General features: G+C 57.0%; 24 protein-coding genes. 13 read left to right on the forward strand and 11 right to left on the reverse strand.

Annotated elements, in window-relative coordinates:
* Positions 1-25: 25 nt before the first annotated feature.
* The 3 genes from D8U61_RS02115 to dcm all read right to left on the reverse strand — a co-directional run bounded on the left by D8U61_RS02115 (position 26) and on the right by dcm (position 3,310).
* The gene (locus D8U61_RS02115; RefSeq protein WP_130926337.1) at positions 26-1,276 is read right to left on the reverse strand and encodes a type II restriction endonuclease; all 1,251 of its coding nucleotides are present in this window, start codon (positions 1,274-1,276) and stop codon (positions 26-28) included.
* A complete protein-coding gene (locus D8U61_RS02120) occupies positions 1,222-1,728 on the reverse strand; it encodes a very short patch repair endonuclease (protein WP_130926338.1) in 507 nt (168 codons plus the stop codon). Before D8U61_RS02120 ends, D8U61_RS02115 begins: the two co-directional genes overlap by 55 nt.
* A gap of 145 nt (positions 1,729-1,873) precedes the next feature.
* Complete coding sequence (gene dcm / locus D8U61_RS02125; RefSeq protein ID WP_130926339.1) at positions 1,874-3,310, reverse strand: DNA (cytosine-5-)-methyltransferase; 1,437 nt, start codon at positions 3,308-3,310, stop codon at positions 1,874-1,876.
* A gap of 573 nt (positions 3,311-3,883) precedes the next feature.
* Between dcm and D8U61_RS02130 the strand changes: the two genes are divergently transcribed.
* Together D8U61_RS02130 and D8U61_RS02135 are read left to right on the forward strand one after the other, a co-directional pair.
* Entirely contained in the window at positions 3,884-4,393 is a 510-nt protein-coding gene (locus tag D8U61_RS02130) for a Bro-N domain-containing protein (protein ID WP_130926340.1), read from the forward strand.
* 277 nt (positions 4,394-4,670) lie between these two features.
* The gene (locus D8U61_RS02135; protein WP_130926341.1) at positions 4,671-5,657 is read left to right on the forward strand and encodes a hypothetical protein; all 987 of its coding nucleotides are present in this window, start codon (positions 4,671-4,673) and stop codon (positions 5,655-5,657) included.
* 3 nt (positions 5,658-5,660) lie between these two features.
* Here D8U61_RS02135 and D8U61_RS02140 read toward each other — a convergent pair whose 3' ends face one another.
* The 3 genes from D8U61_RS02140 to D8U61_RS02150 form a co-directional block, all read right to left on the reverse strand.
* Positions 5,661-6,851, reverse strand: a complete 1,191-nt coding sequence (locus D8U61_RS02140) for a hypothetical protein (RefSeq protein WP_125926458.1) — start codon at positions 6,849-6,851, stop codon at positions 5,661-5,663.
* Positions 6,852-6,976: 125 nt separating this feature from the next.
* A complete protein-coding gene (locus D8U61_RS02145; protein WP_241663590.1) occupies positions 6,977-8,227 on the reverse strand; it encodes a hypothetical protein in 1,251 nt (416 codons plus the stop codon).
* Positions 8,215-9,030 carry a sulfite exporter TauE/SafE family protein gene (locus tag D8U61_RS02150; RefSeq protein WP_130926342.1) on the reverse strand — a complete coding sequence of 272 codons (816 nt, stop codon included), beginning with the start codon at positions 9,028-9,030 and terminating at the stop codon, positions 8,215-8,217. The genes D8U61_RS02145 and D8U61_RS02150 overlap by 13 nt, the downstream gene beginning before the upstream one ends.
* A 112-nt stretch (positions 9,031-9,142) precedes the next feature.
* Between D8U61_RS02150 and D8U61_RS02155 the strand changes: the two genes are divergently transcribed.
* The 3 genes from D8U61_RS02155 to D8U61_RS02165 all read left to right on the forward strand — a co-directional run bounded on the left by D8U61_RS02155 (position 9,143) and on the right by D8U61_RS02165 (position 10,591).
* Positions 9,143-9,910 (forward strand): helix-turn-helix transcriptional regulator, encoded by a 768-nt coding sequence (locus tag D8U61_RS02155; protein WP_130926343.1) that lies wholly within the window; start codon positions 9,143-9,145, stop codon positions 9,908-9,910.
* Between the two features lie 93 nt (positions 9,911-10,003).
* Complete coding sequence (locus D8U61_RS02160) at positions 10,004-10,321, forward strand: hypothetical protein (protein WP_039758012.1); 318 nt, start codon at positions 10,004-10,006, stop codon at positions 10,319-10,321.
* A gap of 12 nt (positions 10,322-10,333) precedes the next feature.
* The gene (locus D8U61_RS02165) at positions 10,334-10,591 is read left to right on the forward strand and encodes an XRE family transcriptional regulator (protein WP_122691415.1); all 258 of its coding nucleotides are present in this window, start codon (positions 10,334-10,336) and stop codon (positions 10,589-10,591) included.
* 38 nt (positions 10,592-10,629) lie between these two features.
* Here the strand turns inward: D8U61_RS02165 and D8U61_RS02170 are convergent, their stop codons facing one another.
* Complete coding sequence (locus tag D8U61_RS02170; protein ID WP_125917208.1) at positions 10,630-11,685, reverse strand: MBL fold metallo-hydrolase; 1,056 nt, start codon at positions 11,683-11,685, stop codon at positions 10,630-10,632.
* 211 nt (positions 11,686-11,896) lie between these two features.
* Here D8U61_RS02170 and D8U61_RS02175 point away from each other — a divergent pair, with 211 nt between their 5' ends.
* The 3 genes from D8U61_RS02175 (at position 11,897) to D8U61_RS02185 (ending at position 14,693) form a co-directional block, all read left to right on the forward strand.
* Complete coding sequence (locus D8U61_RS02175) at positions 11,897-12,505, forward strand: TetR/AcrR family transcriptional regulator (RefSeq protein ID WP_016773570.1); 609 nt, start codon at positions 11,897-11,899, stop codon at positions 12,503-12,505.
* Between the two features lie 232 nt (positions 12,506-12,737).
* Positions 12,738-14,057, forward strand: coding sequence for a PAS domain-containing methyl-accepting chemotaxis protein (locus D8U61_RS02180; RefSeq protein WP_130887350.1), 1,320 nt, complete (start codon positions 12,738-12,740; stop codon positions 14,055-14,057).
* Between the two features lie 135 nt (positions 14,058-14,192).
* Positions 14,193-14,693 carry a DUF1003 domain-containing protein gene (locus tag D8U61_RS02185; protein WP_232245588.1) on the forward strand — a complete coding sequence of 167 codons (501 nt, stop codon included), beginning with the start codon at positions 14,193-14,195 and terminating at the stop codon, positions 14,691-14,693.
* Between the two features lie 108 nt (positions 14,694-14,801).
* On the opposite strand, the gene D8U61_RS02190 is transcribed toward D8U61_RS02185, so the two are convergent.
* Positions 14,802-15,128, reverse strand: a complete 327-nt coding sequence (locus D8U61_RS02190) for a DUF2025 family protein (protein ID WP_130887352.1) — start codon at positions 15,126-15,128, stop codon at positions 14,802-14,804.
* Between the two features lie 220 nt (positions 15,129-15,348).
* Between D8U61_RS02190 and D8U61_RS02195 the strand changes: the two genes are divergently transcribed.
* Together D8U61_RS02195 and D8U61_RS02200 are read left to right on the forward strand one after the other, a co-directional pair.
* Positions 15,349-16,476: a glycerophosphodiester phosphodiesterase gene (locus tag D8U61_RS02195; RefSeq protein WP_110602434.1), complete on the forward strand. Its 1,128-nt coding sequence runs from the start codon at positions 15,349-15,351 to the stop codon at positions 16,474-16,476.
* Between the two features lie 156 nt (positions 16,477-16,632).
* Positions 16,633-16,938 (forward strand): PepSY domain-containing protein, encoded by a 306-nt coding sequence (locus tag D8U61_RS02200; RefSeq protein ID WP_016773566.1) that lies wholly within the window; start codon positions 16,633-16,635, stop codon positions 16,936-16,938.
* A 267-nt stretch (positions 16,939-17,205) separates the two neighbouring features.
* Here D8U61_RS02200 and D8U61_RS02205 read toward each other — a convergent pair whose 3' ends face one another.
* The gene (locus D8U61_RS02205) at positions 17,206-18,828 is read right to left on the reverse strand and encodes a methyl-accepting chemotaxis protein (protein WP_130926344.1); all 1,623 of its coding nucleotides are present in this window, start codon (positions 18,826-18,828) and stop codon (positions 17,206-17,208) included.
* 276 nt (positions 18,829-19,104) lie between these two features.
* On the opposite strand from D8U61_RS02205, the gene D8U61_RS02210 reads away from it, so the two are divergent.
* Positions 19,105-20,127: a transporter gene (locus D8U61_RS02210; RefSeq protein ID WP_016773564.1), complete on the forward strand. Its 1,023-nt coding sequence runs from the start codon at positions 19,105-19,107 to the stop codon at positions 20,125-20,127.
* Between the two features lie 137 nt (positions 20,128-20,264).
* On the opposite strand, the gene D8U61_RS02215 is transcribed toward D8U61_RS02210, so the two are convergent.
* On the reverse strand, positions 20,265-21,161 hold the full coding sequence (locus tag D8U61_RS02215; RefSeq protein WP_130926345.1) for a LysR family transcriptional regulator: 897 nt from the start codon (positions 21,159-21,161) through the stop codon (positions 20,265-20,267).
* A 121-nt stretch (positions 21,162-21,282) separates the two neighbouring features.
* Here D8U61_RS02215 and D8U61_RS02220 point away from each other — a divergent pair, with 121 nt between their 5' ends.
* A complete protein-coding gene (locus D8U61_RS02220; RefSeq protein ID WP_130926346.1) occupies positions 21,283-22,041 on the forward strand; it encodes an SDR family oxidoreductase in 759 nt (252 codons plus the stop codon).
* Positions 22,042-22,162: 121 nt separating this feature from the next.
* Here D8U61_RS02220 and D8U61_RS02225 read toward each other — a convergent pair whose 3' ends face one another.
* Positions 22,163-22,600 carry a multidrug/biocide efflux PACE transporter gene (locus D8U61_RS02225; RefSeq protein WP_130926347.1) on the reverse strand — a complete coding sequence of 146 codons (438 nt, stop codon included), beginning with the start codon at positions 22,598-22,600 and terminating at the stop codon, positions 22,163-22,165.
* A gap of 89 nt (positions 22,601-22,689) precedes the next feature.
* Between D8U61_RS02225 and D8U61_RS02230 the strand changes: the two genes are divergently transcribed.
* A complete protein-coding gene (locus tag D8U61_RS02230) occupies positions 22,690-23,544 on the forward strand; it encodes a LysR family transcriptional regulator (protein WP_125926449.1) in 855 nt (284 codons plus the stop codon).
* Positions 23,545-23,686 lie beyond the last annotated feature (142 nt).

Below are 23,686 nucleotides of genomic sequence, written 5' to 3' on the forward strand. Positions count from 1 at the left end.
CAGAAATTGATAAACTTGAGCTACGTTAAGTAGCTGTATTTTTGACCAATCCTATAAACGCGCCCAACCCAATCAACCAATCTTTCTGCTGATCTGTATATGTTGACTTAATCCGCTCGGGAACTACCAAACTCAAATCATGAGACATCATCTCTTTAGTTTGATGCTCGCTAATAGCAGCTTCCATAGTTATTAAATGTTTACGAGGAATTCTATGAGCCTCGCTCAAAACTTGACGCCACCGATCTTTGCATGTTGTTTTTGCACCCAGCATTATTAGCTTTTCCGCGGGAAACTCTGGATTTCGATACTCAGAGAATCCCGGAAAAACAAAGTCCGGCCTAGAGTTATTTTCGGTTGTTAAGCCTTTGCCCCGTCCCTGCTGAAATCGTAATCCGTGAATCCGGAAGATTTCATCCAAATACCCCTCAAAAGCATGACCTACTCTGGACTTGCGACGATTTTGTACGCTCAGAGAAAAGCCGACAAACTCATCTACATCATCACCATTCTCACCAAAACCACTACGCAGTCTTTGCTGTACTAAATGTCGCTCATAAATTCGAAAGAGCTTTTCCTCATGCTCCATCCAGACAACAACAGCTTCATCTGGATTTCCTAACGGATCGACCACACCCTCAATCGTTTTTCTCGCAAAGCAGGAAAACTCTCTTGTGGTAGGAAATGCTATCCCACCAAAATTTTGAACAAGTTTTTCTAACCAGTTACTATCGCCTGTTTCAACTTTATTTACTTCGACCCCTAAATCTTCAAGCATTAACCGCAAAGGTAAAAGTAACTGTATCGAATCCAACGTACCAGAAGTAAAGCTCTCGCCAACGTAATCCAATCCAAAGAGCAACCTTAACTGACTTTCAATTGTACTCCCCGCAGGCGTGAAAACCATTAATAGAGATCCATCTCGCATCTTAGCTACAAGAAGAAAATCCCCCTCCTCAAGCAACTCAGTCACAACATTTCTATTGTAATAAAGTCGAAACTCGGCACTTCGATGAGGTTGTTTTCGCCGACAGTCGTACCACGTAACCATACCGTCACTTACATCAGGAGCATCGGAATCGTCTGTGAAATAGATTTGCTTGGCTTTGAACCGATACTCTTCATTTTTACCTGGCGTACCTAGATACTGTTTGAATCCAGCAGCAGGAAGGCCACCGATCTCATGCTGATGGGAACGCCCAGGGTCTGCATCCACGGCACTCAAATATTTGGCGGCGACGCCTTCAAAATAGTCACTGATGCGGTCGGTGAACATACGGTTTCGTCTATCTGTAAATATTCATTACCGTTTATCAGCCACTCCGCTATTAGGTCAATCAATACTAGAGATTTTTCTCTATTCATTGACCTAATCGCACACTCCCAAACGACTAGAACTCGCCAGCCTTGATTCAAAAGCTCAGTCTCCTGGCTCCGATCCCTAGCTCGATTCTTGCCAATTTTCTCCAGCCAGAAATCCGAACGCGTTTGGGGCACTTTGAAATAGCGACAGGTATGTCCATGCCAGAAGCAGCCATGGACGAACACCACAGCCTTGTATTTTGGTAAAACCAGATCAGGTTTACCGGGGAGATTATTGACGTGAATTCGGTAGCGAAACCCGCGGGCATGCAAAGCCCTGCGAATCGAAATCTCTGGCTTGGTATTTTTACCTTTAATGCCAGACATCATTCGAGATCGGGTTACGGCATCCACAACATCGACCAAACCTCACCTCCATGCACTCGATAGTTCAGCTCCTTTGTAAACCCTTGGAGACTTAAAACTCAAGGTTCACCTTGAACTATCTAATGCATTCATGGATGGAGTCGACGAGAAAAATATGCCAGACCTTGGATAGAGATGCCTCCCCTTACTCAGGAAGGGCAAACTCCAACTGCGGTCTTTCCTCTTCAGCGTTTTTTTCCTTCGCGGCCAATATCCGTTCCTTCATCAACCGAGCCACAGCCTCAAAAACAGGAACCGCCACGGAGTTCCCAAACTGTCGATACGCTTGGGTATCGGAGACAGGAATCACAAATTTGCTTTCCCCAGGCTTGTCAAAACCCATCAGGCGCGAGCACTCATGCGGAGTCAATCGACGAGGACGATTGAGCTGATTCAGTTCACTGTTGAAATCCAAGGTATCTACAAACCCACGGTCAACCAGGATTTCCGAACCATCCTTGTGATATCTCGCCGACAGCGTACGAGCGACATCGTTTGGACGAGTCAAGCCAAAGCCAAAGCCATTACCCTTCTCACGATGCTTCTCGGCGTACCGGTATAGATAGTCCCATAGCTTCGGGGTAAGGATGTACTTCTCGTCCACATCCTTATCGAGCAGATCACCGAAGCTAGGTCGCTGCTTTGGTATGTGCTTGCTGATGTCGCGCAGAGTGAATCCTTGGTGAACATTGAGATCACGGCGGAAACCGACCAGCACGATTCGCTCACGATGCTGCGGCACGAAGTGCTTGGCATCGATGACCTTCGGGTCTGACCCCTTTGGCGCATTTACATCTGCAACCTCGTAGCCGAGTTCATCCAACGCTTCGCAGATGATCCGGAACGTATTGCCCTTGTCATGGCTTTTCAGGTTTTTCACGTTCTCAAGCAAGAATGCAGCCGGGCGTTTCGCGGCAATAATCCGCGCCACGTCGAAAAACAGAGTGCCTTGGGTCTCGCACTCGAAACCGTGCTTGCGCCCCAAAGAATTCTTCTTGGAAACACCTGCAAGCGAAAACGGCTGGCATGGAAAGCCAGCCAACAGAACATCGTGATCAGGAATTTCACGATCAATATTCTTGTAGGCTTCCTCGTCACTGATTTCGGGCCTGTCTGAAAGCGTGACCGAGCGGATATCGAGATTGAAGCGATGACGAGCAGGATCGCAGTAGTGGTTCGCCTTGTACGTTTTAACGGCGTATTTGTTCCATTCGGATGTGAACAAGCACTCGCCACCGATGGCTTCAAACCCTTTCCGGATACCGCCAATGCCGGCAAAGAGATCGATAAAAGTGAATGAAGGTTTGTGGTTCAAGCGCTTGGGCAGCAGATCCTTCAGACGAGTGAACTCAATGTGAGAGAGCTTCGGCGAGGCCTTTCCCTTGATCCAGCGATTGATGGTTTCACGGCACCAGTGGCTAGGGCTAACGTCGTTGAGAATTTCAGCCAACTGCCCTTGATCGTAGATCTCCAGCAGCTTGTGCAGCAGCGCCAGATCAGTAACGGGATGGGTATCAGGCTCGTACGAACCCGAGGTTGTTTCGCTCAAGGATTCAAAAGACGGTGTTTCAAAAAGATTCATGAGCCCGAAGATCCTCTGGGTCAAAGCTGTGACGAATGGTCACCATTCTATCCCGCAAAACTCCAAAGTAAATGAAATTTCCTGGATTCCGTGAGGTGAGTCGTGGCGACACGGATATGGCAGCTGCGGGATTCAATGGCAATCAAGCACTGTATATAAACACAGCATAATTTACTCTGCATCTTTGTCCAGGTTTCCTTCCGCCTCATTACCAGTAGGAAAAGTCGCTGGTTGACGACCATCCCTGATGCCCCTACCCTCAACTCCGAGCCTAAGAAACTCTACAAACCAGAGCGGTTCTCCGCACCCGACAGTCATGCGGCTTTTTTTCGTCTGCGGTTTCTCTACGCCTGCGAAAAATCCCGTTATGTCGGGAGTGGGCGAATACAAGACCCGAAAGGGGAATATGTCCGGCCCGTCTCTGGTGGGTTTCTTAGCTCCCGACACCCTAACGAATGCCCTAAGAAAGCAGCCAGAGGTAAATGGAAATGCCTGACTATCCAACCTTCAAGATGAAGGTGAATCGCTGTACCCGTAGGACGCCCGCGTCGCTTCCGACACCGGAGGCCGTCCATGTCTGAGCTACTATTACCGACTCGATTTGCTCGCAACAAAACCCATCTGCATGCCGTTCTGGTGGAGAACCAGGCGTGGTTCTGCGTCCATGAGCTGGGCCGGTTGATGGGCAAACATCTTGATGAGCGCCAGCTACGCAAACTCGACGCGGATCAGCGGCAGATGATGCGCGTAGAGACCTATGGCGAAGCTGAGGAACACATGATGGTGAGTGAGTCCGGCGTGTATGCGCTGCTGATCTATCACTACTGTCCTGAGCATCGGCAGCTTCGTGAGTGGCTGACGCACCAAGTTGTGCCTGCTCTGCGTGATGCTCGTCCGGCGCGCTCGGTTGAGCGTCCGACGTTGAGTGTTTTGAGTTGGCCGCAGATGTCGCTCAGTACGTTGCACTGGCAGGACGAGCCGTGGATTCGGTTGCGGGATATGCCTTGTTTGTTGGCAGATAATTCGTCCAATCGCCATGAGTCCTGGTGGCGTAAGGCTTCGCGATTGTTGCGTGGAGGCTGATGGTTTCAGAAATCCGCTGTTTGAGTTTTCCAGCAGCGGATTTTTTGTGGCCAAAAATCCTTGGGGCAGCTTCGCTGCCCATCGGGGATAAATCCCCTCACCACGATTGAAATGTGTTGCTGCCGGCCGGGAGTCGGGATTGGGTATTGAGTTGATGCCGAGAATCGCCAGCAGGCTACCTCCCACAAATCCCGCATCACCTTGAAAACAATCAGTGCAACCCGCGCCGCCTCCCGCTATTAATACCCCTCCCCCACTCAAGGATCCGAGCCCCACCATGAAATTCGATCTCGCCTACTGCCTCAGCCTCGACGACAAGTTGTCGATCTATGACGTTCGCGATCTCAATTTCGATGAGACGGCGGCGTTTGACTCGGCGAAGGAACACTTCCAGTGCCCCAACGATGCCTGTCGTGCGGCGTTCGAGGCTTCCAATGAGTTGGGTACATTCAATGCCAAGAATGTGAATTACGTGCGCACGCCGCACTTCAAGAATCTGCCCACGACGCAGCATGTGGCGGGTTGTCCGTATGTGAGTTTGAAGGCGTCGGCGTCTGGTGTTGAGACGGCGGATGGCGAGGTGGATGACGGGCGTGAGGAGCATTTCCCATCGGAGTTATTGCTGACCCGGCGTGAGTATGTACGCAAGCCTGTCACGCCAGCGGGGGCGGCGGATGTGTTGCGCGATGATCCGGTTCGGATGGTGGCAGACAGTGGTAAGGAGTCAGCGAGTCGTGAGTCGGCGCCGGACAAGACCAGTGTGTTTGCGCATCCGGTGGAGTGTTTTGTTTCCAACTTCGCCGACAAGGAGTTGCTCAAGCGCATGCCGTTGAAGATTGGCGAGCATACGGCGCCGTACAGTTCGTTCTTCAAGAAGATCGAGTATCTGACGGACAACAAGGGGCTGATTTACTGGGGGCGGATCAAGAAGATCGAGGACTTCCACAGCGCCAGTTTTCGTATCGATTTCGAGGACAAGGTCTGGTTCAAGAAGCCCGAAGACAGCAAGAAGAAGCCGTATCCGGTCAGCGTTTATCTGAACAAGAAGCTGATCGACAACTACCGCAAGCGCAAGGCGTTTCTGGAAGAGATCAAGCACGCGGTGGATAGCGACAAGGCGTTGTTCTGTTTCTTCTATGGGGTGACGCCGGAGTTGAAGCAGGTGCCCGGCAAGAAGAACCCCGAAAAGCCTTTCGAGGTCTTCAATGCCAATATCGAGAACCTGGATCACTTCATTATTCGTGAAGCGCCGGGGTTGGAGTGATGGCTAGCCTTGGGGCAGTTGCAGTTTTACGGCGCCAGGGTGTTGTTTGACTAGGGAGTACGGCAGGATCGACCAGTCAGGTCTATCACAAGAGCGTTGCACGCGAGCGAAGTACGCGCCGAGGTACAAGCCCTTCTCGGTGAAGTACCAAGGTGAAGTCCCCCAGATGCTTTCGTCCTGGAAGTTGCAGTCGTCATCTCCCGTCGGTGTCTTCATTTCTGTGGGGTACAGGGCCGTGAATTGTTTGATCACCCACGGCACCAACTCTTTGCTGACGTACTGATAGCGCGCGTTACTTTCGTCCTTGCTCAGAGGTTCGTCGCCCAAGCTGTCGCGTTCGGCATGTAAAAGTGGTTTGCCCTCACCGACCCACAGCACATCTTCGAGGGACAGCGGGTGGCCGGTTTTGACGTCAATGTTGAGCGGTGAATCGCCGAAGTCTGGATGCGCGCCGCCGCAGTAATAGCTGGTCGAGATGTTCAGGCTGACCACGGCTGGCGAGATCATTTTCGGTTGCACCTGTTGCATAAATTCGACGTTTTCGCCGCCCTGCAGCTGGCAGCCGTGGTAACTGATGACTTCATTCCAGAGGCGTCCAAGCAACTGCTGGTTAACCCGTTGCTGATCATCTTTCGACAATCCGGACTCCACGCTGAACAGGGAAATCTTTGTCTCAGGCTCTGTCCACCATTGCAGGTCGTAGCCCATGAAGTTTTCTTTCTTCGCCGGTTTCAGTTTGAGTCCCAGCAGGCGCAAATACTCGTAAGGCTCGCTGTAGGGCAAAGCGGCAATGAACGGCAAAGTTGATGAGGTGGGGGCGGTAAGTCTGGCCTCGATGAGTTTCACTGGCAGCTTCTTGCCCTGCGGACTTTTCCATTCGCCCTGCCAGCCGCTGCCGGTTTCTTCCAGTTCCAACGTTGACAGCGGCTTTTCGTCACCATAGCGATTATTGCCCTCGGTCAAAGTCAGCGTGCTGTTCTGCAACGCGCCACTGAGCGGCAAATCACGATGGTATTTTTCGTAGAAGTACCGACCGGTTACTTCGTCCTGCTGCGTGATATTGAGCTCTACGACGATCGGCATTTTGCCCAACGTGCCGGTGAACACGCGTCGGCCATCATCGGCGTGGACACTTGGAATCAGCGAGAACAGCACAGCAGCGCATGGCGCCAGGCGCATCAGTCCCTTGAGCATTGATCGTTCCTTGAAAGAGTCGGATGTCGCGCCGGCATTTGAGGGCCGGCGCGGATAAATTCGCGGCGATTATGGCGGGGTTGTGGTCGGGAATCGAGGGGCTGCGCATGAAAGTAAACGCGACATCAAGGCAGTTGCAGTGCAACCCCGCCCGGATGTTGTTTGACGATTGTGTACGGCAGAACGCTCCAGTCGACGAATCCGCAGACCGCCGCGACGTGGGGAAATGATGGCTCGAGCTTGATGCCCAGTTCCGTGAAGTGCCAACCGGGAAATTGCCAGGGATAACTCTCGTCGTAGTTGCAGTCGTTTTCACCTTCGGGGGTAACGGTCATTTCACTGGAGTAGAGTTTCAGCAACTGCGCGACCAGCCAGGGTGCCAGTTCCTCACTGCGGTAGTTAGACCAGGAATCAGACGAGCCGGACGCCTCCCCGCCGAAGTCGCCCTCTCGTTGGAAATGCAATGGCTTGCCCTGCCCCACCCACAAAACATCATCAAGGGTCAGGAGTCTGCCTGTTTTAGTGTCGAAGTTGAGCGCATCCTGGCTTTGATCCGGATAGGCACCGCCGCAGAAATAATCTGATGAAATCAGAACACTCATCACTGTTGACGACATCCACAGTGGTTGGCTCGACTGCGCGTAAGTGCCTGAACATCCATAAGACGACAATACCTCGCTCCACAAACGCGCCATCAATTGTTGGTTGATGCGTCGACGCTCTTCAAGGGAATAACCCGAGACCACTTCAAACAGAGAAGTGCCTGTCTTCGGCTCGCTCCACCACTGCAGCGTGTAGCCCATGAAGGTGTCGATGTTGCCTTTTTTGAGTGTGACGCCCTGCAGCCGCAGGTATTCATAAGGGTACTTGTCGTGAAGTGTGGTGAAAAAGGGCAAGGCATCATCCGCTACATCGGGGATGACGGCTGGCTGTAACTTGATCTTCAGGCTTTTCCCAGCGGTGCTCGTCCACTCGCCATACCAACCATCAGTTGTCGGCCGCAGACGCAAGGTCGGGCGTGAGTCGTCTATCCGCGAGCCTTCTTCCAGCACAAGCGTTTCCCCGTCCAGAGCACCGTCGAGTGGTAGATCCTTGCGGTACTTCTTGTAAAAGTAACGTCCCTCTCCGGTACGAGGATTTATTTCGAGGACGATAGACGATTTACCCAACGTGCCGGTGAACAACTGCGCGCCGGTCTCGGCCCAAGTTGCCGTCGAGACAAAAGAACCCGTTAGAAGAAAAACAGCAAAAAGACGTAACAGTCCTCGGTACATCACTTCATCCTTGAATAAGCGAGCAACTGCCCGCGAAAGTAGCTGCGAATTATGGCGAGCTTGCGCGCTGGAATCGAGCGCCGTCGCGCTCAGCTCAAGCACATGCTGATCATCACCACCATAAGTAAACCGATGTACACGCGCGCATGCAGCCGATCCGGTATTCGCCCTATCCACGGCGCAGCCAATCTGATCCCCAGCAACGAACCAACCGTCAGCAGCGCAAACGCCAGCACATCGACATACCCGATATACCAAACGCCCAAATCAGACTCAGTGAAACCGGCCAGCGCCATGTACGTCAACGTCCCCGCCAACGCTACCGGCACGCTGAGCGGATTGGCCATGGACGTCGCTTGCGACATGCTCAGTACGCAACGGCGCAGCAGCGGCACGGTCATGACGCTTCCTCCTACGCCGAGGAAGGTTGCGACGGCGCCGATGCCTACACCGCCGGCGGATGTTTCCGTCATGGTCAGTCGCCGTGGGAAAGTGGTTTGGGACTGTGTGAGAAATCCTTGGCGCAGCAGGCAATCGACGATGGTCACGCCTATATAGGCGATGAAGGCGTAGCGGATGACTTGGCCGTTGACCCACATCGCAGCGATGGCGCCGACGATCGCGCCCACGCCGATAAACCCGCCCAATGGCCAAAGATAATCCCTGAGCAGATTGCCCGCGCGTTGGTGTTTGCGTGTGGCGATCAGGGCGTTGACGATCATCACGCAGGTCGAGGTGGCCACGGCGATGTGCATGGCCGACTGGGCGATGGGGTCGTCGGCTGCGTGGCTGGCGGTGAGCATCCGATAGAGCAGCGGCACAATGACGAAGCCGCCGCCGAAACCGAAGAGCACGGCGCTGATGCCGGTGAGGCAACCGAACAGTGTAAGCAGGAGGTAGAACATGGTGGGCGTCCAGGATCGGGGGAGCCCAGGACATTAGAGCGTGATGCACTGGCCGGCTTCAGTAGTTGGGCCAATAATGTTCGCGTTTACGCCAATCGCTGGAACACGCCTGATGCGCAATATTTCGATCAATCAGCTCGATGACACGCCTCGCCCGGTCGTGGCCATCGGTACCGATTATTCCCACGGTCACCTACTCCCGTTTCATACGCATCGCCGTGGCCAATTGCTCTACGGCGCAACAGGCGTGATGCAAGTCAGCACCCGGAACGGTAATTGGGTGGTGCCGCCGCAGCGCGCGGTGTGGATTCCGCCGGGCGTGGCTCATGAGGTGTTGATGCTCGGGGTGAGCACGCGCAGTGTGTATGTCGAACCGGGCAACGTGGATCTGGGGCCGGACTGCCAAGTGCTCAATGTGTCGCCGCTGCTGCGGCATTTGCTGATGGAAGCGGTGGACGTGCCACTGATGTACGACCAGGCCGGACGCGACGGTGTGCTGATCAACTTGCTGTTGCATGAACTGGCACGCAGCGCGCCCCTTGCCCTACACATTCCCATGCCAGCCGAAGGAAAGCTCCTCAGTCTGTGTCAGACCTTTCTGAACATGCCCAACACCCATCAATCCCCGCAGGATTGGGCCGATCAGTTACACATAAGCTTGCGTACCTTTAACAGATTGTTTCGGCAACAGATCGGGCTCAGCTTTCGTCAGTGGCGTCAGCAGGCGTGCGTCGTGCAGGCGTTGGCACGGTTGGCGGCGGGGGAAGCGGTGACGCGGATTGCCTTGGACTTCGGCTACGAGAGCCCGGCGGCGTTTTCGACGATGTTTCGGCGCGTGCTGGGACAGGCACCGTCCGTCTGGTTGGAGCCGACGAACTAGGCAAATTCGAAAAATGCGTTTGATCCCGGCCGAAAACAACTGTACAAAAACACAGTACATTTTCAATCAGCACTTTTGAGCCCGGAGCACACCATGGCCTCTCTTGCGATGAACCACGTCCTCGAACGCATTGCCCTTTTCCAGTTCACCCCGACCCACTGCGTCCAGGCCCGCGCCATGCTGGGCTGGAGCGTTGAACAACTGTCGCGCGAGGCCGAAGTGGCGGTGGCAGATATCCAGCGGTTCGAAGCGCAGCAGGACGTGGCGGACGCCGCAAGGCTGGCACTGGCTTATCGGTTTGAAGCGCAGGGGTTGGTGTTCTTCCCGGGGTTTGCACCGGGGCGCAGTGTCAGGGCACAGGGTATGGCGGGGGAATCGGTGGGGCGTGGGGATTTTGCGATGGCTGAATAAGGAGCGCTAAGGATGGACATCGAAAGAAGCACGGGCAACATCTACGCAGATTTGGGACTGCAGGGTGCAGATGAAATGCTGATCAAATCGGGATATGCGACAAAAATGGCCGCGTTGATCAAGACTGCCAACCTGAACGAATCTGAAGCGGCGCAAATTACTGGCATCACCTTGGAAACACTAAGTCAGATACTTCGTGGAAAATTCAGGGATTTGTCAGTCGCTACGATGGAGGATTACCACCGGCGAATGAAGGAAATGGGAATCTGATTCATCCGGTTCGCACCGAGGCGAACCGGATGAAATCGTCAGGCGTTCTGCACTAGCGCCTCCCCCTCCTCTTCAACCGCCATCCACCACGCACTCCCCCGTTGTGGATGCGCAAGGTTGAACGCCTCCCCCATCCGCGGTGTGGTAATCGCAATACTGCGTTCCCATGCAAGCGCAAGGATGCGGTCAAAAGGTTCGTGCCAGGCGTGCATGGCCAGGTCGAAGGTGCCGTTGTGGATCGGGAAGAGCCAGCGGCCCTTGAGGTCGATGTGGGCTTGCAGGGTTTCTTCCGGTTGCATGTGCACGTGGGGCCATTCGACGTTGTAGGCGCCGGTCTCCATCAGGGTCAGGTCGAACGGGCCGTATTGTTCGCCGATGCGTTTGAAGCCGTCGAAGTAACCGCTGTCGCCGCTGAAGAAGATTCGTGTGTCGGCGTCGATCATCACCCATGACGCCCACAGCGTGCTGTTGCCGTCGAACAGGCCACGGCCGGAGAAGTGCTGCGATGGGGTGGCGATGAAGCGGATACCGGCGATTTCGGTGCCCTGCCACCAGTCGTACTGGCGCACCTTGCTGGCGTCGATGCCCCATTTGATCAGGGTGTCGCCCACGCCCAGCGGAGTCAGGAAGTAAGTGGTTTTGGCGGCGAGTTTGAGTACCGCTTCGTAGTCGAGATGGTCGTAATGGTTGTGCGAGAGGATCACCGCTTCGATCGGTGGCAGCTCGTCAATGCTGATCGGTGGTTGGTGGAAGCGTTTCGGGCCAGCCCATTGCACTGGCGAGGCGCGCTCGGCGAAGACCGGGTCGGTGATCCAGAATTTGTCGCGCATCTTCAGCAGCAGCGTCGAGTGCCCCAAGCGGTAAACGCTGTGATTGGGCGCTGCGAGCAGATCTTCGCGAGTAAGCGGCTGCACAGGAATGGCGGCGCTCGGACGGGTGTCGCGCGGTTTGTGGAAAATCATGTTCCACATGATCCGCAGCATTTTGCGCAGGCCTTCGCGCTGAACCGGCGCATGATTGCGAAACAGCCCTTGATCCTGGCGCGAGGCTTCAGGCGTGGGTGTGTTGTCCGGGAGAGAGACTGGATTGGCCATGACTGAACGACTCCGAAAAACCGTGTGCTGCACGGTATTCCACGGGAAATGAAAATGGCCAAGCTGCACGCAAAGGCCAAACGCTCTGGTTTGTAAGGTGCGAGGATTAACGCAACATTACACTGAGCGGTGTAGTTTCTAGGTTGCATCAAAGCCGACGCCAAGTAAACTGCCGAGTGTAATTTCCCCCCTTCTCTGCCGAAGTCCGCTCATGACCGCTCCACAACGCCTCACCGACCGCAAACGCGAAGCCATCATCCAGGCGGCGATCGCCGAATTCCGTGCCCACGGGTTCGAAATCACCAGCATGGACAAGATCGCCGCCACGGCGGGGGTGTCGAAGCGGACGGTGTACAACCACTTCCCGAGCAAGGAAGAGCTGTTCGCCGAGATCCTTAATCAGTTGTGGGCGCGGATCATTGCCGAGCCGTCGGTGAGCTACGACCGCGAGCAACCGCTGCATGAGCAGCTGCGCCTGATGCTGCGAGAAAAAGTGCAGATGATGGCTGACGAGAATTTTCTCACCCTCGCCCGGGTGGCAATTGCTGCAACCATTCATTCCCCCGAACGTGCGCAGAACATGATCGAGCGCATGGGCGAGCGCGAGGAAGGCCTGACCGTCTGGATACGCGCAGCACAAGCCGACGGACGGCTCAAGCCGGTGGATCCAGAATTTGCCGCGCATCAAGTACAAGGTTTGCTCAAGGCATTCGCGTTCTGGCCGCAGATCTCGCTGGGTCGCGCGGCCCTTGATCCAGACGCGCAGAATGCAGTTGCCGAGTCGGCGCTGGAGATGTTCCTGGCACTGTATCAGCGGTGAATCACTGGTGCGGCGAGCCGCGTACAACTAATTTCGCAAAAAGTTATACAAGGTTGTGAAAAATTCCTTTCTTGTACAACTTTATTAAGTTTTGTATAAGTAGCCATCTGCCAGTAACGGAACGCTGGCATTGAGCAGTCACCACCGAATGCCGTCCGTGCATTTCGGTCTGCCGGCACAGGAATAGGGACTGAATCCTTTTGATTTTCCCCACTTCCCGAGTATCGCAAGCATGTTTTTCAATCGCCAGAAAGCCGCCCTCGCTGAATTGCAACACACCGTTTTTGACCAAGCTGCGATGCTCGAAGCGATCAACCGTTCGATGGCGGTGATCGAGTTCGATCTTGATGGCGTGGTGTTGCGTGCCAATGACAATTTCCTCAAGACCATGGGTTACACGGCTGCCCAGGCGATCGGCCAGCCGCACCGGCATTTCTGCACGCCGGAATTCGGGCGCAGTGTCCAATACACCGAGCTGTGGTCACGCCTGAAAAACGGTCAGTTCCAGTCCGGCACCTTTGAACGGGTCAACAGCAAAGGCCAGCCGATCTGGCTCGAGGCCAGTTACAACCCGATCAAGGATGCGTCGGGACGGGTGATCAAAGTGGTCAAGTACGCGATGGATGTCACCGCCAAGGTGCAGCAGGAGAACGAGGCCAACGCCAAGCTGCAGGCGATCGATCGCGCGATGGCGGTGATCGAGTTCGATCTCGACGGCAACATTCTTACCGCCAACCAGAATTTTCTCTCGCGCATGGGTTACAGCCTCGCAGAGCTCAAGGGCCAGCATCACCGCCTGTTCTGCACCCCGGCGCTGGTCAACAGCGGCGCCTATCAGGATTTCTGGCGGCGCCTGAATCAGGGCGAGTTCTTCCACGGGCAGTTCGAGCGCGTGGATAAACGCGGTCAGATCGTCTGGCTGGAGGCCAACTACAACCCGGTCTACGACGCTTCGGGGCGTTTGTACAAAGTCGTGAAGTTCGCGTCTGACGTTACCGCCCGTGTCGAGCAACACGAGCAGGACGCACGCAGTGCCAGCACCGCTTATCACATCTCGGTAGCGACGCGAAAAGTCGCCGAGCAAGGTACGCAGGTGATTCAACAGGCTGCCAGCGAAATGCGCGAAATCGCCGAGGACATCAGCCAGTCCTCAACGCTGATCGCACAACTGGGCGACCGCTCCGAGCAGATCACCGCCATCGTCAACACCATCCGCGCAATCGCCGATCAGACCAACCTGCTCGCCCTCAACGCCGCCATCGAAGCCGCGCGCGCCGGTGAACAGGGCCGCGGCTTTGCCGTGGTGGCCGATGAAGTACGGCAACTGGCGGCGCGCACCAGCGGTTCCACCGCGGAGATCTCCACCATGATCAGTCTGATCCAGAGCGAAACACGGCAGGCGATCAAGAGCATGCAAGGCACCCGCGACCGCGCCGCAGAAGGCGTGGAACTGGCCAATCAGGCCGGCACGGTGATTCTGCAGATTCGCGATGGCGCCAGTGAGGCGGTGGATGCGGTGAGCATGTTTGCCAATGAGCGGGTGTCGAATTGAGGCTTGTGCAGGGTCGATAGAACGAGTCGCGACCTTCGTGGGCAGTCCGCGAAGGTCGGCCGCCACAACGCAGCGCTATAGTGACGACACGTCCCAAGCCCCGCCGAGTGCCTCATGAATAACGAAAAACCCGGAATGTCCAACGCCCCCATCGATCACCTGCGCTTCCACCGCCCCCACGCCCACCTGAATACGACCTTCGGCAACGATGCCTTCGCCCTGCGCGCCGAAGCCTTTGCGCGGTTCTTCGGCACGCCGCTGTTCCTGGGAGCGCAAACCTTGATCGTGGCGGTATGGATCGGCCTCAACGTATGGGGCGTGACTCAATTCGACGTCTACCCGTTCATGCTGCTGAACCTGGCCTTCAGCCTGCAGGCGGCCTACGCCGCGCCATTGATCCTGCTCGCGCAAACCCGTCAGGCCGCGCGCGACAAAGCGCAGGCCGACGCCGATGCGCAGCACCGCGAAGCGCTGGCATTGGCCAATACCGAACGTCAGGCTGACGCGGCGAAGAATTCCGCGCAATTGCTGGCGTTACTGGAACAAAACACCCGCCTTACCGAAATGACAAAAACCCTCACCGAGCGCATCGAAGGACTGACCAGCGAGTTGCACGCTCACGTGTGCCAGAACTAAGGCCGCCTTCGCGAGCAGGCTCGCTCCCACATTGGATCTGTGGCGTTCACGAAATCCTTGTGGGAGCGAGCCTGCTCGCGAAGAGGCCCGCAACCACACTGCAATACCTCAACCGCGCACCAGACTCCGCACCGCAACAATCTCCGGCACTTCAACCTTGCTCATGTAAACCCGTAACGGTTCGGTGATGTTGATCCGGTCGTCAATGTGTTGATCGAGCAGCAACTGAATCAATTCGCGCTTGAGGGTCATGGTGGTGTCCGACGCCTTCGCCCAGACGAATTCACTGGCGGGGATGATGCCGTCGTCGGCCACGTCCATACCGAAGGAATCTTCGCTGAAGCGCACGATGTACTGGCCGGTCTTGCGGTTGAGGCCGACGAAGCCTTTGAGATCGTCGGCGGCCTGGCAGATGAGTTGGGAGGTGATGCGCATGGTAAACCTCACGAAAGATGATCGATGGTTTACACGCAGGGCAATGTAGCGGCGCGCCCTCTGCCGGGGCGTCTGCCGAGGGCAAGCGTACTGCAAACAGCGCCACAAAAGTGCAGGAAATTTCCGTTTTGCTCGGTTTATGTCGGTCTGGCGATAGCCCTGCGGCGCGTCAATTGTTAAAAGGTACGTCTCGAAAAAAACCTGCGAAAGGAACTCGACCATGCCTGCCACTTTTACCCGAAGCGCTCTGGTGCTGAGTCTGTTGTTCGGCCTCGGTCAGGCGCATGCCGCCAGCCACCCGGAGCCCAAGGCAATCGCTGCTGCCCATGGCATTCCGCATCCGGCGGTGATCGCCCACCGTGGCGCGTCGTTCGATGCCCCGGAATCCACCGCTGCGGCCTACAAACTGGCCCGTGACCTGGGCGCAGATTACCTGGAAATGGATTTGCAGCGCAGCAAGGACGGCGTGCTCTTCGCGTTGCACGACGACAACCTGCAACGCACCACCGACGTCGCCAGCAAATTCCCCGAGCGCAAGGACAGCCCGGCCACCGCGTTCACCATGGCCGAACTGAAAACCCTCGATGCCGGCAGCTGGTTCAACAGCAAATATCCTGACCGCGCACGCCCCTCGTACGCCGGGCTGAAGATTCTTACCCTCGATGAAATCATCGACATCGCCCGCGCCAACCCGCAGCACAAGCCGGGCCTGTACATCGAAACCAAAGAGCCGCAGCTGTTTCCCGGCATCGAACATGACCTCAAGGAAAAACTCCAGGATCGCGGCTGGCTGAGCCCGGCCGGTTCGAAACTGGCGAAAAGTGCGCTCCGCGTCGGTCAGGGCAAAGGCAAGGTGATCCTGCAGACGTTCGATAAGAACAGCCTGCAATTGCTGGAAAAGGAAATGCCGCAAGTGCCGAAGATTCTGCTGTTGTGGGTCGGCGAAGGCAGCATCGAGCCGAAATCCGCCGTGACGTTTGCCGCGTCCGGCGAGACAGACAAAAACGTGTTCTACGGCAAACAGGAACCGAAATCGGAAGCGGAATTCAAGCAATGGGTCGACTACGCCAAGGCCCAGGGCGCGATCGGCACCGGCCCTTCGGCGAAGCTGACTCAGGGTGGTGATCAGAGTTACTCCGACCTGGTGCAACCGTGGATGAATCAGTACACCCACGACCAAGGCATGCTGGTGCACGTTTATACGGTCGACGAGGCGGTGGACTACGAGAAAGTCATGGCAGCGGGTGTCGACGGCATCTTTACCAACCGCGCCAGTGAACTGTTGAAGTTTTACAAGCGTCCGGCTGTTGGCAGTGTTGATGAGGTTCTGAAGAAGAACGGTTTCTAAGTTGTTATCGAGTCGCCTGCTTCGCGAGCAGGCTCGCTCCGACAAAGAGCAGTTTTATCGCGAAGCAGAGATTTAAGGGTGAGTTAAGTTGCGCTGGTTAATCTGAACCCACTTACACAGATCAACCACTTCAACGCACTGCCAAGGAATGAACCGATGAAAACTTTGACTGCCCTGTTTACCGCCGCTGCCCTGACCCTCACCGCTGGCCTGGCTCAGGCTGATGTTCGCATCGACCAGATCCCGCAACTGGTCAAGGACGGCAAGATCAAGTCGCTGGAATCGATGAACGCCGAAGCACTGAAACTGCACCCGGGCGCAACGATTACCGACACCGACCTGGATAACCACTTCAATGGCTACGAGTATGAAGTTGAACTTAAAACTGCTGACGGCAAAGAGTTCGACGTGGACTTTGATGCCACCACCGGTAAAGTGCTGAGCGACAAGCAAGACACTTGATAGACCGCTGTTAAAGAGCCGCACGATTTAACGATCGTGCGGCTTTTTTGTGGCTGCGGATTGGCGCGCAAACTTTGTGTGGTCTGTGAAATCGATCCCCCTCACCCCAGCCCTCTCCCCCAGGAGAGGGAGCCGATTTGCGGGCCGCTCAAACCCGAGTTCGACTCGGTATTGCAAGTTCGGTGCAATTCACACATTCCCTGCGGCCAGTCCCCTCTCCCTCCGGGAGAGGGTTAGGGTGAGGGGCTGACAAACCACCACCCAAAATCAAGCACTCAACCGCGCCGTCACCTCATTCAACTGCCCCGACAATCCATGCAGGTTCTGACTGGCACTTTCGGTGCGCTGCACATTGTCGAGGTTGGTGCTGGCAATCGCAGTGATTTCAGTCAGGTTGCGCGAGATATCCTCGGCCACCGACGTCTGCTCTTCTGCCGCCGTGGCGATCTGCCGGTTCATGTCGCGAATCGCCTCCACCGCCAAGGTGATGCGCTCCAGCATCGCGCCGGCCTGGGTCACTTGCTCGACACTTTCATCACTGCGCGCCTGGCCGCTCTCGATAGCCTGCGCGGCATCGACAGCGCCGGTCTGCACGTTCTGAATGATCTGGTTGATCTCGATGATCGACTCCGCCGTGCGCTGGGCGAGGTTGCGCACTTCATCGGCGACGATGGCAAAACCACGCCCGGCCTCACCCGCCCGCGCCGCTTCGATGGCTGCGTTGAGCGCCAGCAGGTTGGTCTGTTCGGCGATGCCACGAATCACTTCCAGCACCTTGCCGATACGACCGCTGTCGGTTTCCAGGCGACGGATCACCGTGGCGGTGTTGGCGATTTCGCCGCGCATCTGCGTGATTGAGTGAATGGTGGTCTGCATGACCTTTTCACCCTGCTGCGCCGAGTGATCGGCATCGTCGGCAGCACGCGCGGCATCGGCGGCATGACGGGCGACTTCCTGGGCCGTGGCGGACATTTCATTCATCGCCGTGGCCACTTGATCAGTGCGGTTGAATTGCTCGCTGGTGCCGCCGGCCATGGTCGTGGCAATGGCGTTCAACTCGCCGCTGGCGCTGTCCAGATCACCGGCGCTGCGTTGCAAGCGAGTGAAGGTGTCCGCCAGAAAATCGCGCAGAGTGTTCGCTGCGGCGGCGAGGTTGCCCAGTTCATCGCGACGCTCGCTGACAACACGTTCAGCCAACTGGCCACGGCTTAAGCGGGTGACGTAATCGATGAGGTTGCGGATCGGTTCGATCAGGTTGCGGCTGACCAGCCACAGGCTCAGCAGACCGATCAGCAAGCCTGATGCGAGCATCACCAACAGCCCCAGCCACACGGTGCGCTCAGCGCTGGCACTGATCAACGCCGATTGCGCGGTGCCCTGCTCGCGCAGCTCGGCGACCAGTGCGCTCATCTGCTCGCTGGTGGCACGGTCGACGCCTTTGACAGCAGCGTCGCCGGCGCTCGGATCACCACCGGCAGCCACGTAGGCATCGCGGCCTTGCTGGTAGGCCGTGCCCAACTGGCGATGCTCCTCGCGCAAACGTTCGATGCGGGATTTGAGATTGGCCTCGATGCCTTTCTGGCCGGCCAGTTCGCCGAGAATGTTCTGCACGTCGCGCTGGCGCTCTTCGAACTGGCTCCAGTATTTCGCCAGATCCGCCGGTTGTTTGCCGCGCAGCAAGACGTTTTTCCACTCTTGCACCTGCACTTTGAATTGCAGGTTGGCTTCATCGATCAGTTGCGAGGTGTGCAGCGGGCCGGCGATCAACTGGCTATAGCTTTGCACGCCGTTGGAGAGGTAATGAAAGCAGGCCAGCGCGATCAACAATATCGCCAGCAGACTGCCGCTCAACAGGGCGAGAATTTGCGCTCTCAGGGATTTTTGCAGCATTGCAAGGTACTCGAAGCAGGGATGAGGCACGCCCGAGCGGACGTGAAAAATGGCCGGACTTCCCTGTCGACACACCATGACCGAAAGCCAATGGCGCGCAACCTAACTCAACCGAGATCGGCGCGCCAGAGCGCTTCTTGAGAATCTTCCGACAGTCGGTAACGCGTTGATTTGCAGTCACTTTGCTGTCACAAAACGGTCATGTTGGCTTGCGATGATGCCGCTCAGGTGAACCTGAAAATCCCCCACCAGGCACCCTCCTCGCAGCGAGCCGCCATGAACCACAGCCTCGATATCAGCCATCGCGCCCCGGACCTGTTTGGCTTGCTCTACGGCTTTCGCTTCCTGCCCGGTGAGCGCGGGCGCGAGATCGATTCGGCGACGGCTTTGCGCTGTTTGCAGGATGACGGTGACAGCGAAGAGTTTCTCTGGCTGCACCTGAACCTGGCCCACGCCGCGTGCGAGCGCTGGATGAAAAGTCATCTGCAATTGCCCGAGGAGTTTTTCGAAGCGCTGCACGAAGGTTCGCGATCGACGCGCATCGAGCATGTCGATTCGGCGCTGCTGGCGGTGGTCAACGATGTGGTGTTCAACCTCAGCAGCATGGTCTCCTCCGACGTGTCGACGCTGTGGGTCTGCGTGCGCAGCAAACTGATCGTCAGCGCGCGCCTGCAACCGCTGCACTCGGTGGACAAGTTGCGCTCGTCGGTGAAGGCCGGCGAATGCTTTCGCTCGCCCTCGGAACTGCTCGTGCATTTGCTGCGCGATCAGGGCGAAGTGCTGACGCAGATCGTGCGCAAGACCAGCCTGAGTGTCGATCAGGTCGAAGACGAACTGCTCTCCTCGCGCCTGTCGACCAACCGCGCCGAACTTGGCGCCAACCGTCGCGTGCTGGTGCGACTGCAACGGCTGCTGGCGCTGGAGCCAGGGTCGTTGCTGCGCCTGCTCAATCGTCCGCCGCCGTGGTTGCAGAAGGAGGACGTCAAGGAGTTGCGCAAATCCACCGAGGAGTTTGCGCTGATCATCAACGACCTCACCGCCCTCGGCGAGCGGATCAAATTGCTGCAGGAAGAGATCGCCGCCAACCTCAACGAACAAAGCAACCGCACGCTGTTCACCCTGACGGTGGTGACAGTGCTGGCCTTGCCGATCAACATCATTGCCGGTTTTTTCGGGATGAATGTCGGCGGCGTGCCGCTGTCCCAGGACCCGCACGGATTTTGGGTGCTGGTCGCGTTGGTGGCGACGTTCACCGTGATTGCCGGGCGCTGGGCGTTTCGCAAGCGTGGCGATTACTGAGCGCAAAACGCAATGCCACCGTAGGGCAAATGTGGGAGCGAGCCTGCTCGCGAAGTCGGTGTGTCAGATAAATCAATGTTGAATGACATGGCGCTTTCGCGAGCAGGCTCGCTCCCACAGGGGGAAAGTGCTCAATGTCAGAGTGTTGAACGTACGACCTCGCCGAGCCAATCCATAAACACCCGCACCCGCAGCGGCAAATGCCGTTGCCGCGCGTACAACAACGAAATCGCCATCGGCGGTGCGGTGTGTTGCGGCAGTACGGTCACCAGTTCGCCATTTTCCAGATGCGGCTGCATGCCGGTGCGCGGTACCTGCGTCAGGCCGAAGCCGCCCAGGCACGCCGCTTCATAGGCGTCGGTGCTGTTGACCGTGACACTGCCCGCCATCGCCACCCGTCGCACTTCGCCACCCTCCTCATACACAAACCCTTCCGAACGCGAGCCCAGTACGCCGACGTAATGCACCAGCCGATGCTGCGCCAGATCCTCGATGGTCTGCGGCACGCCGTAACGTTGCAGGTAAGCCGGGCTGGCGCAATTGACCATCGGGAAGTCGCCGAGATGCCGGGCGACCACCGACTGATCCGGCTGCGCGCCGATGCGCAACACGCAGTCGAAACCCTCGCTGAGCAGATCGACGCGGCGGTCGGTGCTGCTGATTTCCATCTGCAGATTCGGGTGGCGATCCATGAATTCCGGCAGGCGCGGCAGGATCAGCCGTCGCGCGAGGATGTTCGGCATATCGACGCGGATGCGCCCGGTCAGCGAAGCCTCGTCCTGACGGAACAACCCTTCGATCTCATCCATGTGCGAAAGCAAGTCCTTGCTGCGCTCATACAGCACCAGTCCATCCTGAGTGGCCTGCACCTTGCGCGTAGTGCGCTGCAACAGCCGCGTGCCGAGCAAGGCTTCAAGTGCCTGCACCTGTTCGGACACGGTGGAGCGCGGCAGGCCGAGGCTTTCCCCGGCGAGAGTGAAACTCGACAGTTCGCTGACCCGGACGAAGGTCCGCAGCAGTTCCAGTTTGTTCATTGCGAGCCCCGGTGATTGTTCGGCTGAGCCGATCAGTTATTCCGCTTTTGCCGTGTTTATCACCTCAGGGCGGATAAATAAACTTCTTCCATCCCCACTCAACGCAATCGAGGAAGTCAGCATGAACCGCAAAATCGCACTGATCACTGGCGCCAGTCGTGGCCTCGGCCGCAGCGCCGCTCTGCACCTCGCCGCGCAAGGCATCGACATCATCGGCACCTACAACAGCCGCGCCGACGAGGCCCAGGCGCTGGTCACTGAATTGCAGGCACTCGGCGCGAAAGCGGCGATGCTGCAACTGGACGTCGGCCACAGCGAAAACTTCGCCGCGTTTGCCGCGCAGGTTGAACAGATATTGGGGCAAACCTTTGAGCGTCAGCGCTTCGATTTCCTGATCAACAACGCCGGGGTCGGCGTGCATGCGCTGTTCAGCGAAACCACCCCGGAGCAGTTCGATCTGCTGATGAACGTGCAGTTGAAAGGGCCGTTTTTCCTGACTCAGCAATTGCTGCCGCTGATCAATGACGGTGGGCGCATCGTCAATATTTCCAGCGGTCTGACCCGCTTCAGCCTGCCGGGTTACGGCGCTTATGCGGCAATGAAAGGTGCGATGGAAGTGCTGACGCGTTATCAGGCGAAAGAGCTGGGTGCGCGGCAGATTGGCGTGAACGTTCTGGCGCCGGGTGCGATTGAAACCGATTTTGGCGGTGGCACGGTGCGCGACAACAGCGCGGTCAACGCGATGGTCGCCAGTAATACCGCGCTGGGTCGTGTCGGGCTGCCGGATGATATTGGCGGTGCACTGGCGCTGCTGCTGTCGGAGGGTGGACAGTGGATCAACGGTCAGCGGGTCGAGGCATCTGGCGGCATGTTTCTCTGACCTCAACCAACAGACTGTTTGTGGCGAGGGGATTTATCCCCGCTGGGCTGCGGAGCGGCCCCAAAATCGGGTCTGCTACGCAGCCCAACGGGGATAAATCCCCTCGCCACACAGGTTCACCTCAGCTTTCATATGCGCGGCGGGTCATGAAGCGCTCGCGCAGGACGTCATAACCCCAGTGGTAGACATAGGTGTACGGCAGGAAGAACAGCAGCACGCCAATGTCGAGCAACAACGCCTGCCACAGGCTGACCGACAGCCACCAGGCAATCAGCGGCACGCCCATCACGATCAGTCCACCTTCGAACAGCAACGCATGCACTACACGGACCCAGGCGTTGTGCGGCAGATTCATCCGCGCCAATGCACGGTCGAAAAAACGGTTGAACACCACGTTCCACGCCAGCGCCAACAGCGCGATCAACACGGTCACCGCGCCCATGTCGAGCAGCGGCTTTTGCATGATCCAGGCGAGCAGCGGCGTGCAGATCAGGATCGCGAGAAACTCGAAACCAACTGCCTGGAAAACACGTTCGGTGATGGACTTGTGGACAGTCATGGCCTGACTCCTTGTTTGACGATGGTTGCCATGATCCAACTTAATACCGATACTTCAAAACCAATAACCATCGATCAAGGCGATAGTTCATGGCTTCGCAGGAAGTACTGTTGGCGTTTGTCCAGGCAGCGACGCAAGGCTCATTCTCGGCGGCAGCGCGCAAGTTAGGCCGCAGTCAGTCGACCATCAGCGCGGCGGTCGCCAGTCTGGAGATTGATCTGGATTTGCAGCTATTCGACCGCAGCAGCCGCAAACCGACACTCACCCCCGCCGGCCACGTCATGCTGCAAAAAGCCGAGGCGATTCTGGCCGCCACCAGTCGTCTGGAGATGAGCGCACGGCAGTTGGCCCAAGGTGTGGAACCGAAGCTGACCGTGGCGATTTCCGACACTTATCAGTCCTATCGTTTCGAAGCGGCGCTGGTGGGTTTCGAGCAGCGTTATCCGGAGCTTGAGCTGGAATGCCTGATTGCCGAATGCGAAGACCTGATCGAACTGGTCCAGCGCGGCCGGGCGCATCTGGCCTTCGCGGAAATGCAGGACAACTACCCGCCGGATCTGGTGACCTCCACTGTGGCCGAGCGCACGGAGATAGCCTTGTTCGTCAGCCGCGAGCATGCGTTGGCGAAGCTTGAGCATGTGGATCAGCAGATCCTCGAGCAACATCGCGAATTGCGGCTGGCGACCATCGTCAATCCGTATGACAGTCGCGGCAAAGGCCGGGTGTGGTCGGCGCCGAGTTACCTGATGCTGCTGGAAATGGCGGAAAAAGGCTTTGGCTGGGCACCGCTGCCGAGGTGGCTGGTGCAGCGTTATGCCAATGATTTGCTGATAGAGCTGAATGTGCGCGGCTGGCCGAAACCGGTGTTTGTCGACGCCTTGTGGTCGCGCTTGTATCCGCCGGGGCCGGCAGGGAGCTGGTTGCTCAGCAAGATGCTTGAATAAGCGCTTGAGATCAAAAGCCCCTCACCCCAGCCCTCTCCCGGAGGGAGAGGGGGCCGACCGAGGTGTCTGGCGTTATGCATCGACCTGAAAACCTTATCGATTATGGATTCAAGACAATTCGTTCAAGTCGGTGAATCCCTCC

Source organism: Pseudomonas sp. Sample_14 (assembly GCF_004307515.1).
Lineage (GTDB): Bacteria > Pseudomonadota > Gammaproteobacteria > Pseudomonadales > Pseudomonadaceae > Aquipseudomonas > Aquipseudomonas atacamensis.